At 73.1% G+C, this 13,537-nt stretch carries 12 protein-coding genes; 6 read left to right on the top strand and 6 right to left on the bottom strand.

Features of this window, described 5'->3' with window-relative positions:
• Both C1I97_RS03655 and C1I97_RS03650 read right to left on the bottom strand, forming a co-directional pair.
• Nucleotides 1-669 (bottom strand): nucleotidyltransferase domain-containing protein (locus C1I97_RS03655; RefSeq protein WP_181446539.1); only part of this gene is annotated, 669 nt, incomplete at its 3' end.
• On the bottom strand, nucleotides 666-3,512 hold the full coding sequence (locus C1I97_RS03650) for a phosphoenolpyruvate synthase (protein ID WP_111001776.1): 2,847 nt from the start codon (nucleotides 3,510-3,512) through the stop codon (nucleotides 666-668). The genes C1I97_RS03655 and C1I97_RS03650, both read right to left, overlap by 4 nt.
• A gap of 220 nt (nucleotides 3,513-3,732) precedes the next feature.
• Between C1I97_RS03650 and C1I97_RS03645 the strand changes: the two genes are divergently transcribed.
• The 3 genes from C1I97_RS03645 to C1I97_RS03635 all read left to right on the top strand — a co-directional run bounded on the left by C1I97_RS03645 (nucleotide 3,733) and on the right by C1I97_RS03635 (nucleotide 7,833).
• The gene (locus C1I97_RS03645; protein WP_111001775.1) at nucleotides 3,733-4,965 is read left to right on the top strand and encodes an aminotransferase class V-fold PLP-dependent enzyme; all 1,233 of its coding nucleotides are present in this window, start codon (nucleotides 3,733-3,735) and stop codon (nucleotides 4,963-4,965) included.
• 168 nt (nucleotides 4,966-5,133) lie between these two features.
• Complete coding sequence (locus C1I97_RS03640) at nucleotides 5,134-7,326, top strand: FG-GAP-like repeat-containing protein (protein WP_258382406.1); 2,193 nt, start codon at nucleotides 5,134-5,136, stop codon at nucleotides 7,324-7,326.
• 123 nt (nucleotides 7,327-7,449) lie between these two features.
• Nucleotides 7,450-7,833 carry a DUF2511 domain-containing protein gene (locus C1I97_RS03635; RefSeq protein ID WP_111001774.1) on the top strand — a complete coding sequence of 128 codons (384 nt, stop codon included), beginning with the start codon at nucleotides 7,450-7,452 and terminating at the stop codon, nucleotides 7,831-7,833.
• 125 nt (nucleotides 7,834-7,958) lie between these two features.
• Here the strand turns inward: C1I97_RS03635 and C1I97_RS03630 are convergent, their stop codons facing one another.
• Nucleotides 7,959-9,116, bottom strand: a complete 1,158-nt coding sequence (locus C1I97_RS03630) for an enolase C-terminal domain-like protein (protein WP_258382405.1) — start codon at nucleotides 9,114-9,116, stop codon at nucleotides 7,959-7,961.
• 273 nt (nucleotides 9,117-9,389) lie between these two features.
• Here C1I97_RS03630 and C1I97_RS03625 point away from each other — a divergent pair, with 273 nt between their 5' ends.
• Both C1I97_RS03625 and C1I97_RS03620 read left to right on the top strand, forming a co-directional pair.
• Entirely contained in the window at nucleotides 9,390-9,815 is a 426-nt protein-coding gene (locus C1I97_RS03625) for a DUF2267 domain-containing protein (protein ID WP_111001773.1), read from the top strand.
• A 105-nt stretch (nucleotides 9,816-9,920) separates the two neighbouring features.
• A complete protein-coding gene (locus C1I97_RS03620; RefSeq protein WP_111001779.1) occupies nucleotides 9,921-10,571 on the top strand; it encodes a dienelactone hydrolase family protein in 651 nt (216 codons plus the stop codon).
• Nucleotides 10,572-10,742: 171 nt separating this feature from the next.
• Here the strand turns inward: C1I97_RS03620 and C1I97_RS03615 are convergent, their stop codons facing one another.
• The 3 genes from C1I97_RS03615 to C1I97_RS03605 form a co-directional block, all read right to left on the bottom strand.
• Complete coding sequence (locus tag C1I97_RS03615; RefSeq protein ID WP_111001772.1) at nucleotides 10,743-11,486, bottom strand: class F sortase; 744 nt, start codon at nucleotides 11,484-11,486, stop codon at nucleotides 10,743-10,745.
• A gap of 132 nt (nucleotides 11,487-11,618) precedes the next feature.
• Nucleotides 11,619-12,290, bottom strand: a complete 672-nt coding sequence (locus C1I97_RS03610) for a hypothetical protein (RefSeq protein ID WP_111001771.1) — start codon at nucleotides 12,288-12,290, stop codon at nucleotides 11,619-11,621.
• Nucleotides 12,291-12,335: 45 nt separating this feature from the next.
• Nucleotides 12,336-12,896, bottom strand: a complete 561-nt coding sequence (locus C1I97_RS03605) for a MarR family winged helix-turn-helix transcriptional regulator (RefSeq protein ID WP_258382404.1) — start codon at nucleotides 12,894-12,896, stop codon at nucleotides 12,336-12,338.
• 288 nt (nucleotides 12,897-13,184) lie between these two features.
• On the opposite strand from C1I97_RS03605, the gene C1I97_RS03600 reads away from it, so the two are divergent.
• On the top strand, nucleotides 13,185-13,400 hold the full coding sequence (locus C1I97_RS03600) for an antitoxin (RefSeq protein WP_111001770.1): 216 nt from the start codon (nucleotides 13,185-13,187) through the stop codon (nucleotides 13,398-13,400).
• Nucleotides 13,401-13,537: the final 137 nt, after the last annotated feature.

The following is a 13,537-nucleotide window of genomic DNA, read 5'->3' as shown; positions in this document are numbered from 1 at the left end:
GTCCGGGTCGCCGGGGGCGGGGGTGGTGGAGTGCAGCTCCCGGTACCGGTCGCGCACGTCGGGCCGGCCGGCGCGGTCCAGTTGCAGGGGCAGCCACTTGGGTTCCAGGTAGGTCTCGCCCCGGCCTGCCGCCCACGCCTTGACGGTCTGGACGAGTGCGGCGCGGTTCCAGCCGACGGCCTCGTCGGTCCGGCCGAGGCAGAGCAGCGCCACCGCGTGCCGCAGGGACTGCCGGGCCCGGTGGGCCCACCAGTCGGCGGCGATGCGGGAGAGCCGCTCGCGGGACATGAGTTCCCTGACCTCGCCGGCCAGGGCGTGGCCGCGCAGCGGGTGGCTGTGCAGCAGTCGCTGACAGCGGTTGAGCAGGTCCTCGCAGAGCGTGCCGGGGCGCTTGGCTTGCTCCTCCAAAGCGCTGAACTGGTCGGCGAGTTGACGTACCGAGCGGGTGCGGATCTCCACCCGGCGGCCGTCGACGAAGAGCAGTGACGGCATGGTCGGCGGGTTTTCGTCGCCCCGGACGATGAGCAGGAAGTCGATGTCGGACGAGGGGTTGCCGAACCCCTCCGCCACGGAGCCTTCGAGTACCACGGCGAAGTCACCTGCCGGGGGCGGCAGTTCGGTGAGGGACTTGTCGAGCAGGTCGTGCAGTCGGTCCTCGGTGAGGATCACGGATGTGTCTCCGTCCTTCGGCTGTCCGGGGGTACGGCCGGGCCGCCGGGGGTGTCGTCGGCCGGCGGGTCGGCGAGTACGGTGACCGTCCCGGCGGCGCCGTCCACGCGCAGCAGGGTGCCGGTGCGGATCTCGGTGGTGACGTCCTTGACCTGGACCACGGTCGGAATGCCCAGCTCCCGTGCCACGACGGCCACATGGGTCAGGGGGCTGCCGCGTTCGACGAGCACGGCGGCGGCCGAGGTCAGCGCGGGCACCCAGCCGGGGTCGGTGCGGTAGGCGACCAGGATGCCGCCGCCGATCTCGCGCGGGCTGTCGGTGACCACCGCGGGCCCTTCGGCGACACCGGGGCAGCAGGGGGTCCCGCGCAGTTCACGGACGCCGCTGCGGGCGGCGGGGCCGCCGGTCCAGCCGGCCCGCTCCAGATTGCCCGACCAGTAGGGAGCGCCGCGGGTGGTGAAGCGGGGCGGTGCGTGCAGCGTGGCGCCGGCGGCGAGTCGCCTGCGGCGCAGCGCGGCCAGCTCCTTCAGTTCGGCGTGGGCGATGTGGCCCTCGTAGGCGCCCCGCACCTCCTCCAGTCTCAACATGAACACATCGGCCCAGGAGTCGATGGCCCCGGCGCGGGCCAGGTCGCGGCCCATCGCGCGCAGCATGCGCTTGGCCGCGCCGAAGGCACGGGTGCGGCAGAACCTCAGCCGTTCGCGGTCGGCGAGCGCGGCCCGGGCCTTGCGCCGCACCCGCTCGTACACCCAGCGGCGGGGGCCGCGCAGCCGCCGGTCCAGGTAGGCGTCGGCCTCTTCGCCCCGGCCGCCCAGGCCGCCCCGGCCGCCCGGGCCGCCCGGGCCGCTCGCCGCGGCGCCCGGCAGCGCCTCGCGCAGCAGGGCGAACAGCCCGGCCGGGTCCTCCCGCAGGTCGGGCACCTCCAGCTTGAGTTCGTCGGGGCTGCGGTAGCCGTAGGCGGCGACATACGCGTCGACGGCGGCCAGGACGTCGGTGTGGCCGCCCTCGCGCAGCGCCCGGTGGGCGTCGGCGTCGTCGGTGCGTTCCAGCAGGCGCCGTACCTCGTCGTCGGCCCGCACCCGCGCCGCCAGGCCGGCCAGCGCCCGCGCCGGTTCGGCGGACTCGACGGGGCCGCCGGGGGCGGCCGCGGCCCAGGTGAACCAGTCGGGTGCGTCCGGCAGCCATCTGCGGGTCAGCAGGGCCAGCACGCCGACGGAGAGCAGGACCGTGGCGTCCAGGACCTGCATCGGGCCCCACTTCTCGATGAGTTCCCTCTGCAGCCTGCGAAAACTCCGGTAGGTCTCATCACCGGGCAGCGCGTCGTAGTCGACGTTGTCGAACACCTCGTACATTCGGTGGAAATCCCGGTGGAAGGTCTCCATCGATTTCCGGACGGCCAGAAACCTTCCGGTGAAGACCGCCGTACGGGTCAGACGGGAGAACCGGCCGCGCAGCCCGGTTCGCGGCGTGAAAGGGTGAAGGGCGTCGGCGCACTCGTCGGAAATACTCTCCGAGACGCCCAGCGATTTCTCCAGCACACGGCGGTTCAGCGGGTACAGCGGGGCCAGGCGCACCATGCGGTACCAGTGGTACAGGTTGTAGTAGACCCGTCCGTGGAAGTAGCCGAGCAGACGAGGGGTCCACTCCTGGACCTCGCGCAGCTGTTCCCCCCTGACCCCCAGCGCGCGGGCGTAGCTCTCGTACACCTTGGCGTAGGTGTCGGCGGCGAAGCTGTAGGTGAGGGGGGAGACGACGCCGCCGAAGCTCTCGACGATGTTGGAGTTGTCCCACAGCCGCACCTCCCCCTCGGGGTCCTCGCGTTCCGCTCCGGTGCCGGGCGGGCGGCCGAGGGCGGTGACCGGCCGGCTCTGCAGGATCCACAGGGTGCCGTCCGCGATCGCCCACTCGATGTCCTGCGGGGTGCCGTAGTGCGCCGTGGCGCGCACCCCCACCTGGTGCAGCCGGGCCAGGTCCCCGGCGGTCAGGGACAGGGCCCCGCGGTCCTCGGGGGCGACCGGCGACACCGCGCAGCCGGGGCCGGCGCCGGCGTCGTAGCGCTCCCGCTTCTCGCCGGTCACGGTGGTCAGCGGCTCGCCGGTGGCGGCGTCCATGACCACGGTGTCGGCGTCGACCGCGCCGGAGACCAGCCCCTCCCCCAGCCCGTGGACGGCACTGATCACATGGCGGTCGCCGCGGCCGGTCGCCGGGTCGGCCGTGAACAGTACGCCACTGCGCTCGGCGGGCACCATGCGCTGCAGGACGACCGCGACACCGCCGGTGTCCGGCGGCAGCCGGAGCCGCGCGCGGTAGCGCAGGGACCGTTCGGAGAATCCCGAGGCCCAGCAGCGGCGGACACGGGCGGTGACCTGGTCGAGGCCGCGGACGTTGAGGAAGCTGTCGAACTGGCCGGCGAACGAGTGCTCCGTGCCGTCCTCCTGCGCACCGGACGAGCGGACGGCCACCAGGCCGCCGCCGACCTGCGCGTAGGCCAGGGCGATGGCCTCGGTGACGCGCTCGTCGAGGGGCGCGGCCTCGATCAGCGCGGCGATCCTGGCGGCCAGTGCGGCGATCCTGGCGGCGGTCTCGCGGACCCCGCGCTCGCCGTCGCCGCCCCGGCCTGCGGCCGGCAGGGCAGCCAGGCACTCGTCCAGTCCGCTGCCGCGGACGAATTCCGCGAAAACGTCCAGGCCGATCACCGACCAGCTCGGTACTTGAAAACCGGACGCGGTCAGCGCGTGCAGGTTTCTGCCCTTTCCACCGGCCCATTCAGCGATTTCGGACGCGTCACTGGCGGAGGTGAGGACGCGAAAGCAGTGGTGACCGGATCCTGCGGCGAGCGACAACTGGATTCCCTCCGGAGGATTCTCTTCGGACTTCACCGAGAGGTATCACGGCGAGGTCGGCGGAAACCCCCGCATTGACTGTTCCGGATCTTTCCCTGAACGTTTCCGGCCATGGTTCGGGAATGGACGACCGGCCTTGTGCATACCGTGTGTACGATCAACGGTCGTTGATCACGCAATGAACGAACGCCATGAACGAACGCGATGAACGAGGAGTCACGTGAGCGAGACCGAGGTCGCCACCGCACCGCGCCCGCTGCTGCTGGACGACGGCCGGCCCGCCGCCGCGGCCTGGTCGCTCGACCCCGGCATGCTGCACCTCAACCACGGCTCCTTCGGTGCCGTCCCGCTGGCCGCCCAGCGGCGGCAGAACGAACTGCGGGCCGAGATGGAGCGCGCCCCCGTCGTCTGGTTTCCGCGACTGCCCGCCCGGATCGCCGCCACCCGCGCCGAGATCGCGGACCATCTGCGGGTCGGCGCCCAGGACCTGGCACTCGTGCCGAACGCGAGCGCGGGCGCCAGCGCCGTGTACGCCGCCCTGGCCGCGCGCCCCGGCAGGGACGTCGTCGTCACCGATCACGGGTACGGCGCCGTCACCATGGGAGCGGAACGGCTCGCCCGCCGCTGGGGCGGCCGGGTGCGCACGGCCCGGGTGCCGCTCGCGGCCGACGCGGACGAGGCGTACCGGGCGGTGATGGCCGAGGTGGACGACCGGTGCGCGCTCGTCGTGCTGGACCAGATCACTTCGGCCACCGCCCGCGGCCTGCCGGTGGAACGGGTCGGAGCCGAGCTGGCACGGCGTGGCGTCGCGCTGCTGGTGGACGGCGCGCACGCGCCCGGGCTCCTCCCCGCTCCGCTGGAGGGACTGGTCTGCGACGCCTGGGTGGGCAACCTCCACAAGTGGGGCTGTGCGCCTCGCGGCACGGCGGCTCTGGTGGCCCGCGGCCCGTTGCGCGAACACCTCCATCCGCTGATCGACTCCTGGAGCGCCGCGGAGCCCTTTCCCCACCGCTTCGACCAGCAGGGCACCCTGGACGCCACCGGGCCCCTGGCGGCGCCCACGGCACTGGACTTCGTCGAACGCACCTGGGGCTGGGAGACGGCCCGTCGCTACATGGACGAGCTCGCCGACTACGGCGCCCGGGTGGTCGGCGCCGCGTTCGCCGACCCGGCGGGAGCGGTGGAGGGCGTCGACGTCGGGATGCCCGTGCCGGGCATGCGTCTGGTCCGCCTCCCCGAGAGACTGGGAACCACCCGCCTGGCGGCGGACGCGCTGCGCGACCGGGCCGCCGCCGAACTGGGGGCGGAGGCGGCCTTCACCAGCTTCGACGGGACCGGCTACCTCCGTCTGTCGGCCCACGTCTACAACACGCCCGCCGACTACGACCGTTTCGCCGAGTCCTGCGTGCCCGTCGTGCAGGACTGGGCCCGCCGGGCCCGCACACGCCTCTGACAGGGCGTGGTGAAGCCCTCCCGGTGCACGGTGTGACATCTGGCCGGTTCCGTGCGCTTGGTAAGTGCCGCCTGTGACGGGTGGGGTGTTCTTCGAGTCAGGGGTGGGGCATTGGGTCGCCGGACGAGGCGTGCGTGCAAGGGGTGGCTGGCCGGCGGGACCGTCGTCGTGCTCGGGGCGGGAGTCGTCACGTACGCCGCCGCCTCCACGCCGGGTCGGACGCAGGAGTACGGAGGCAAGACCGCCGTGCGCACCGTGCGGCTGGCGGATCACGGGGCGGGACGCAGGAGCCTGCCGCGGCAGGACACGGAGCGCTTCAGCGCCGCACTGCTGACCTGGGACGATCCGCATGCCGAGCTGAAGGGTACGGCGGAGGTCCGTGCCCGTTCGGCACGGACGGGCCAGTGGTCGCACTGGCAGGCTCTGCCGGACAGCCGGTTCGAGGCGCGTGGGGCCGGCTCGCGGGGCGGTACCGGCTCCGTGTGGACCGGTGATGCCGACGGCGTCGAGGTGCGGGTCGTCCGGGGCGACGGCACGGCCGCCCCGGGGCAGCCGGCGGGTCTGAGCGTGGCGTTGCTCGACCCCGGTACCGACCGTGGAAGCCGTTTCGCCGCCGCGCGGGTGGCCTCGGCGGACGACGGCGGTGGCACGTCGGGCCACGGCGGCGCGGCCGGGGCCGCGGTCGTCCAGGACACCGGCGCGGACAGCGACAACGCGCTCTCCTGCGCCGAGTCCCGCGCCCGGATGCGCACCCTTTGGCAGGAGTACCTCGCCCGCGGCTCCTCCGGCCCCGGCCACGACTTCGTCGTCGACCGGTGCGGCCAGGTCTTCGAGGGCCGCGGCGACGGCTCGGACGACGACACGGTCGGCATCTCCTGGATCGGCGACTACACGACCGCACCGCCCAGCCGCGCCGCGCTCGAGGCGACCGCGCGGATCCTGGCCGGGAAGTCCGGCGGGTACGGCGCCGATCCGGACTCGATCACGCTGCCGCGTCACCTCCGCGCCCACCTGCCCCGGATCGCGGCACTCGTCAGGTCCCCCGGCGTCTCGCACGCCCCGCGGACCTCCGACTACAACGGGGACGGCGTCGCCGACCTGGCCGCCGGCACCCCGAAGGCCAACTCGGTGACGGTGATCCCGGGCGGCGCCGACGGCCCGGTCGCGGCATCGAAGCTGACGATCACGCAGGACAGCCCGGGCGTCCCCGGCTCCACCCGGCCCGGTGACGGCTTCGGCGCCGCCATCGCGTGGGGCGACGTCAACGGCGACGGCTACGCGGACCTCGCCATCGGCGCCCCCGGCAAGGACGACGCCGAAGGCAACGCCGACCGCGGCTCGGTCACCGTCCTGTACGGCCCCGCGCTGAACACCGGCTTCTCCTACACCACCTCGGGTGTCGCGGCGGCCGGGGCCCGGCTCGGTTCCGCGGTCGCCGTCGGTGACTTCGACGGCGACGGCACGGCGGACGTGTTCTCGGCCGGCACCGGCGGGGGCGGCACCTGGAACGTCCGGCTGACCGGCGGCGCCACCACCTCCGGCAGACTCACCACCGCCACGGGTCCGGTCGCCGGTCCGGACGCCGCGACGGGCGACTTCAACGGGGACGGGTACACGGACGTCGTCCTCAACCACCTCGACAGCGGCGGCATCGGGCGGGTGGCGCTGTTCACCGGATCGGCGGCCGGCCTGACCGAGGCCGGCACGAAGTCCGTCAGGGGCGGCCGCTCCGTCGCCGCGGGCGACATCGACGGGGACGGCTACGACGACCTCGTCATCGGCCGGCCCCACCCCTCCGAGTCCGGCGGCACGCCAGGCGGCCACATCGCCGTGCTCCCCGGCTCGGCGAAGGGCCTGACCACCACCGGGACGAAGGTCATCCACCAGGACGCCGTCGGCGTGGCCGGCGCCGACCGGTCCGGCGACGCCTTCGGCTTCTCGGTCTCCGTCGGCGACTTCGACGCCGACGGCTACGCGGACGTCCTGGTCGGCGCCCCCGGCGAGGACTTCACCCGCGACGGCGTCGACCGCGCCGACGCCGGTCAGGCCACCCTGCTCCGGGGCACGCCCTCGGGCCTGACCGTCACCGGCTCCTTCACCCTCTGCCAGGACACCCCCGGCATCCTGGACGCCACGGAGAAGGGCGACGGATTCGGCTCCTCCGTCTCCCTCACCGACCTGTCCGGCCACGGGCGCACCGGCCTCGTCATCGGGTCGGAAGGCGAGGACGCGGGCGACGGCCTCCTGCTGTACACGCCCGTCCACAGCACCGGCTTCGGCCTTGCCCGAACCGTCGCGCTGCGCAGCACCACCCTGGGCACACCCGCCGGGGCCCACCTGGGGCAGGTACTGGCGCCCTGACACCTCCGCACCGCGACAGACCGTCACGATCACATCACGGGATCAGCCCAACACCTGACCAGGGGGGTAACAGCCCGGATGATGTCGGTTACCATCCGTACCATCGCTCCCCTGGGGTGAACCATGCGTATCCGCGTCACTGCTGCCGCGGCCGCCGTCTCCGGCGTTCTCGCCCTGACCGCCTGCACCAGCAGCGCGGCAACCGCCGACAGACATTCCGACAACGGTGCCAAGCCCGCCGACACCGCCGAGAGCAGCGGCGAGCCGGCCGGCCACATCACCGAACGCTCCGTCAAGCCCTGGCCGTTCACCGTCGCTTCCGGCACTCTCGCCTGCAGCGGCCAGGCCGTCACCTTCACCATCCCCGAAGGCACCTACGGCCTCAACGACGCGGCCCAGCGAAAGCACCCCGCGCCCGACCCGATCTGGGCCGACGACCCCAACAGCCCGGGCAGCAGGATTCCCCTCACCGAGGTGATCGCCAAGGGCCTGCAACTCTGCAGGTGACCCGGACGACGAGAGGGCGCTGGACACAGGAGACCCCTGACTCGGCGGCGTACCGCCCGCACCCCAGGGCGGTGCCGCCCCAGCCTGTTCGACGGCGGCCGAGGCGTTCACCCCCGCGAGCCCGGTCAGACCGGCCGCTCTCCGTGGACGCGGTGGGGCTCGGCGTCGGCCCACTTGACGTCCAGGCCGAGCCCGGGACGGCCCGTGTCGGGCCGCAGGGCGCCGCCGACAGGGGACAGCGTGCCGTCGAACACCAGGTGCTCGAACCGGACGTGGTCGTGGAAGTACTCCAGGTGCCGCAGCCGGTGTACGGCGCAGAAGGCGTGGGCCGAGACCGCGGGGGCGCAGTGCGCGGACAGGTCCAGGTGACGGGCCGCCGCGAGGCCCGCGACCTGCAGTACGCCGGTGATGCCGCCGCAGCGGGTGACATCGGCCTGGAGGCAGTCCACCGCGTCCGCCTCCACGAGGTTGACGGCGTCGCGCAGGGTGTAGGCGTACTCCCCCGCCGCGATCTCCAGCCGCGCCGGTCCGTTGTTCCGGAGCAGCCGCAGGCCCTCGATGTCCGCGGAGCTCACCGGCTCCTCGAACCACCGCACGTCCCATTCGTCCATGAACCTGTACGCCCAGTACAGCGCCTCCTTGCGGCCGAGGGCGCCGTTGGCGTCGGTGAGGAGCTCGGGCCCGTAGCCGACCGCCTTGCGGACCGCGGTCAGTCGCCGTGGGTCGCGGTCAGGTTCCCTCGACGTCTTCAACTTGACCCGGGGAATGCCCTGTTCGACCCAGCCGGCGAGCTGGTCGGCGAGACGGTCCAGAGAGTAGTTGGTGAAGCCGCCGCTGCCGTAGACGGGGACCCGGTCGTGGTAGGCCGGGAGCGCGTGGATCAGCGGTACGTCCAGCAGCCGGGCCTTGAGGTCCCACAGCGCGATGTCGGCCGCGGAGAGCGCCATGGCTCCCACACCGGGCCGGCCGGCGTTGCGGATCTGCTTGCCCATCAGGTCCCACAGCGCCGGGGGCGAGGCCGGGCTCCGTCCCCTCAGCAGCGGGGCGAGTTCGCCGGACAGGAAGACGGCGGTCGACACGTCCCCGTAGGTGTAGCCGATGCCGGTCCGCCCGCCCGCGTGCACCCGGACCAGGACCATGGTGGTGGAGTCCCACTCCAGGGTGCCGTCCTGCTCCTTGCCGTCCGGGCCGTCGGTGGGGAGTTCGAAGGCGTGCACGTCGACGGCGTCGATCCGGTACTCCTTCGGCGCCGGCTCGGCGGCCGCGGCGGGATCGCCGGGCACCAGTGGCGTCCCGGCGGGTGTTCCACCGGCTCGGTGACCTTCTGACGCATGCCCTTGCATGATGTGACGCACTCCCTCGGACGCGCACCTGTGTCCTCACCTGTGGGTGACCCTCCGCGGCCCCGCCCAAACGGTGCGTCGCTCCTCCCCACCCGCACGGCGGGACGGCGCCGGCGGCCGGCGCGGTGCGGCGGCAGCGCTTCGGGTACTCGCCCGTTGCCCGGCCGTCGGCATCGCCGGACGAACCACGCCCCGAGGAAGGACACGCATCCCATGCGGCACGACGAGATCATCGGGAACGTGCAGGCGCTCGCTCAGCTGCCGGACCGGGCGGCGGCCGGGCGGGCGGTCCGGGCCGTGCTGAGCACGCTGGCCGAACGGCTGCCGTCAGGGCTCGCGGAGCATGTGGCCGCCCAGCTTCCGCCGGAACTGGCCGCGTCCGTGCGGCAGGCGGCGGAGTCCTCCGCCGGCGGGCGCTCGCCCACCTCGGGCGAGCGGTTCGGCCTGACCGTGTTCGCCGGACGGATCGCCGGACGTGCGGGTACGGACGAGGACACGGCCGTGCGCGAGGCCACCGCCGTCATGGAGGTGCTCGACGCCGCGCTCACCCCGGAACTGACCGGGAAGATCGCCGCGGTGCTCCCCGCGGACATCCGTGAGCTCCTGCCCGCCGACCGCGCCGCCGAGAACCCGGACTGACACGCGGGTCCGGCCGGGTTCCCGCCGGGGGGACGGGTACCCGGCCGGAGATCCGAGACGCCACGGGCCTCGCGGCCCGACAGCCGGAGGGAGCAGGTGATCTCCGTGGTCTCTGAGACGGTGTCGGTGCCCGCCGACCACCTCACGTTGTCAGGTGACTTCGTGGTTCCCGATTCGTCCCGGGCGACCGTGCTGTTCGTGCACGGTGTGCACACGTCCCGCCAGGACCCTGCCGCGCGGTCCGTCGCCGCCGAGCTGCACAGGGCCGGATTCGGCACGCTGGCCGTGGACCTGTTCAGTGAGACCGAGGGCCGCCGGGCCGAGGCGATGAGCGAGCAGCGTGTCGACATCGGCGCGCTGGGCCGCCGTCTGATCGCCGCGGTCGACTGGCTGAGGATACAGCCGGACGCCCGGACACTGCCGGTGGTCCTCTTCGCCGCCGGGGCCGAGGCGGCCGCCGCCCTGATCGCGGCGGCGGCGTTGCCGGAGGAGGTGCTGACGGTGGTCTCATGGGCCGGTCAGCCCGAACTGGCGGACGAACACCTGGAGCGGGTCCGCGTGCCGGTGCTGTTCGTCGAAGGCGGCGAGGACCCCGAGGATCTCCGCTCGAGCAGGCAGGCCGCCGAACGGATCGCGGGCCCGCACACGGTGCGCGAGGTCCGGGGCGCCTCCCACCGGCTCCGGGAGCCGGGCGCGCTGAGCCGGGCCGCCGCGGTCGTCGAGGAATGGTTCACCGAGGTCCACCGGCCGGCCTGAGCCGGAGGGGCCGCAGAGGAGACGTTGCCGCCCCGTGCGGCGCACATGCCCTGTACCCCGGTACGGACGCAGCCGCATCGGTGGCGGAGGCCGTTCTCCCGCCCACGTCCAAGTGGCGCCCTCTCGCCGAGGGCGCCTGAGCCGCCGTGTTCCGTGGCGCTCTCCTCGGTGTCAGGCGGGCGTGTCCGAGTCGAGGTGGGCGAAGACGACCACGTTGGCCTGGTAGTCCTGGCGCGCGCGGTCGTAGGTGCCGCCGCAGGTGATCAGGCGCAGCTCGGGGGCCGAGGTGTCGGCGTAGACCTGGTCGTCGGGGAAGTCCGCCTTGCTGAAGGTCTCCACGGAGTCGACCTTGAAGCGTGCGACGGTGCCGTCGGCACGCGTGATGTCCACGAGGGCGCCGGGCGTGAGCTGGCCCAGCCCGGCGAACACCGCGGGACCGGTCTTGGTGTCGAGGTGGCCCGCGACGATCGCCGCTCCGCGCTCGCCCGGTGACGCCCCGCCCTGGAACCATCCGACCAGGTTGGCGTCGCCCGCCGGTGGCGCGCCGAGGTGTCCGGTCGCGTCGAGGGACAGCTTGGTGAACGGCGCGTCCACGCCGATGTCCGGGATCGAGATCCGGGTCGGCTCCGATCGGGACAGCGCCTTTTCGCCGGCAGCGGCGTCCGGGGCCGCGACGGCGCCGGGGCTCGCGGTCGGTGTGGCCGGTGTGCCCGGTGTGGCCGGCGTGGGCCGGTGGGAAGCGACTGCCGCGGGAGGCGGGTACTTCAGGGGCGTCATGGAGTTGTCTACGGACTGGTGGATGAGCACAAGGCCCAGCCCGACCATTGCCGTGGGCCACAGCAGGCGGAGCCGGCGTCGGCGCCCTGTGGACCTGGTCCCGCACTGCTGTGCCGGAGGCGGAAGCTGGGAAGCCATGGACGGTGCCTTTCGATCACGAGGTGGCGCCGGTGACGCCCGACGGTTCAAAGACCGCTGTCGCGGTCCGCGTCGTCCTCCACGGGAGTGGACGCGGACCGCGACAGCACATCGACGAGCGACAGCGGCCGGTCAGGCCACGGAGGAGTCCGACGCCTGACGGCGCCGCAGCATGTACGCGCCGGCTCCCAGGCCGCCGAGCACCAGCACGGACCCCAGGGCCAGGGTGTCCGGCGACTGGGCCAGTCCGCCGCCACCGGCGTGGACGCCGCCGTGCGGCCTGCCCTCGCCGCGCCGGCCGTGCTCGCCGCGCTCGCCGCGCTCTTCCTTGCCGCGCTCGCCGCGTCCTTCCTTGCCCTCACGGCCGTTGTCGTCACGACCGTTGTCGTCACGGCCGTCGTCGTCACGGCCGTTGTCGTCACGGCCGTTGTCGTCACGGCCGTTGTCGTCGGTGGTCGCCATGGCCAGGGCTCCGCCACCGGCGTGGACGCCGCCGTGCGGCCTGCCCTCGCCGCGCCGGCCGTGCTCGCCGTATTCGCCGCGCTCGCCGCGCTCGCCGCGCTCTTCCTTGCCGCGCTCGCCGCGCTCTTCCTTGCCGCGCTCGCCGCGTCCTTCCTTGCCGCGCTCGCCGCCTTCTTCTTCCTTGCCGTGGTCGGAGTCATCGCCCCGGGAGTCACTGACCTGGGCCGCCTTGGCCTGTGAAGGCGACAGGGCGGCCATGTCCACAGCGCACGCCACCGGTGCGGAGAGCGCTACGGATGCGGTCATCACCGCGGAGGTGAGCAGAGTACGGGTGATACGCATGGGTGTTCCTTCCGTCGCGACTACGAGAGCCGGCCCAACGCCCACTCAATCGGGAATCGCAGGTGCGACGTGATCACCTTCAGCCGATTTCTGACGGCCCACCACCGGAGTGCCGCATTCGGATGACGAGGCTTCACCCCATACGTCCGCGTGGGGGAACAACGGGGGCGATTGCGGTCGAACAGCGTGGTAATGACGGTCGGACAGGAGCGGAGGACGTAATGAACGCCCTGTCAGTCCGCCTCGTCGCGCAGCGCCGTGTGGATGCGGCGCAGCGAGTTGGTCAGCCGGGTGCAGTCGTCGCGGGCCACCGGTGCGACGAAGTACCGCCGGTTCCACCCGTACGGTTCTGCGGTCCTCGGGGGACGGCACGCGCCGGACCGGTCCGGCCTCCTCCATGCGGTCCACCAGGCGGGTGACGCCGCTGCTGGTGAGGGGGAGGTCGTCGGCGGGATCGCGCTGCGAGACCTCCTCGCCGGGCCGCCGGCAGAGCCGGACGAGGACTTCGAACATCGTGTGACCGAACCCGCGGTCCCGCCGCGGTGCGGTGTCGATCCGCTGCTCCAGGCGGGTGGCGGCCTTGATGAGCAGTCCGAAGTCGCGCACGAGTCGGCTGTTGGCGGCGCGAGCGGCCTGGTCGCCCCGCCGGGTCGCGGCATCCACCCGCCCGTGTCCTCTCCGGCTGCGGGGCCCTGCCCGGACCTCGCGCGCATCCGCCTGCCCGGCGGGTCTGCTGCCGCCTCATCCACCAGCGAACCGAGTGGGACGTCGTCGGTGGCTTCCCCACCGTGGAACGCGTCCACGCCCCCGGGGAAACAGCTCGCCGAGCTCCGCTGAGCAGCATGAGATCATGCTGCTGACCGGCCCCTGTTTCACAGCAGAAGAGGACGCCTGATGTTCGACAAGTTGAAGGACCTCAAGAACCTCAACCACCTCAAGGACAAGGTGGAGGACCTCGCCGAAGCTCACGGCGAGAAGATCTCCGAGGGGCTGGAGAAGGTCGGCGGCTTCATCGACGGCAGGACGGGCGGGAAGCACAGCGGCACCATCGACACCGCGGTCGACAAGGCGCAGGTCCTGGTCGAGAAGCTGGGCGACAAGAAGGCCTGAGGCCCGCGCCGTGCGGTGGAAACGAACAACCGGCCCGGCTCGTCCGTAGTATCACTGCGCGAGTGTCTCCGCGCAGGATCACTGTACGACCGGTGCTCCCGCCGCGCCGTCATCAGCCAACGAGAAGGGGCCAAGGC

It is taken from the genome of Streptomyces sp. NTH33 (genome assembly GCF_003236365.1).
In the GTDB taxonomy this organism is placed as follows: Bacteria; Actinomycetota; Actinomycetes; order Streptomycetales; family Streptomycetaceae; genus Streptomyces.
This window is presented reverse-complemented; position numbering and strand designations above follow the sequence as displayed.

What these genes read in the sequence shown, in the direction of transcription:
- C1I97_RS03625 (WP_111001773.1), top strand. Translation starts at nt 9,390, where the DNA reads ATGCGGCACGACGAGATCATCGGGAACGTGCAGGCGCTCGCTCAGCTG.
- C1I97_RS03615 (WP_111001772.1), bottom strand. Translation starts at nt 11,486, where the DNA reads ATGGCTTCCCAGCTTCCGCCTCCGGCACAGCAGTGCGGGACCAGGTCC.
- C1I97_RS03600 (WP_111001770.1), top strand. Translation starts at nt 13,185, where the DNA reads ATGTTCGACAAGTTGAAGGACCTCAAGAACCTCAACCACCTCAAGGAC.
- C1I97_RS03635 (WP_111001774.1), top strand. Translation starts at nt 7,450, where the DNA reads ATGCGTATCCGCGTCACTGCTGCCGCGGCCGCCGTCTCCGGCGTTCTC.
- C1I97_RS03610 (WP_111001771.1), bottom strand. Translation starts at nt 12,290, where the DNA reads ATGCGTATCACCCGTACTCTGCTCACCTCCGCGGTGATGACCGCATCC.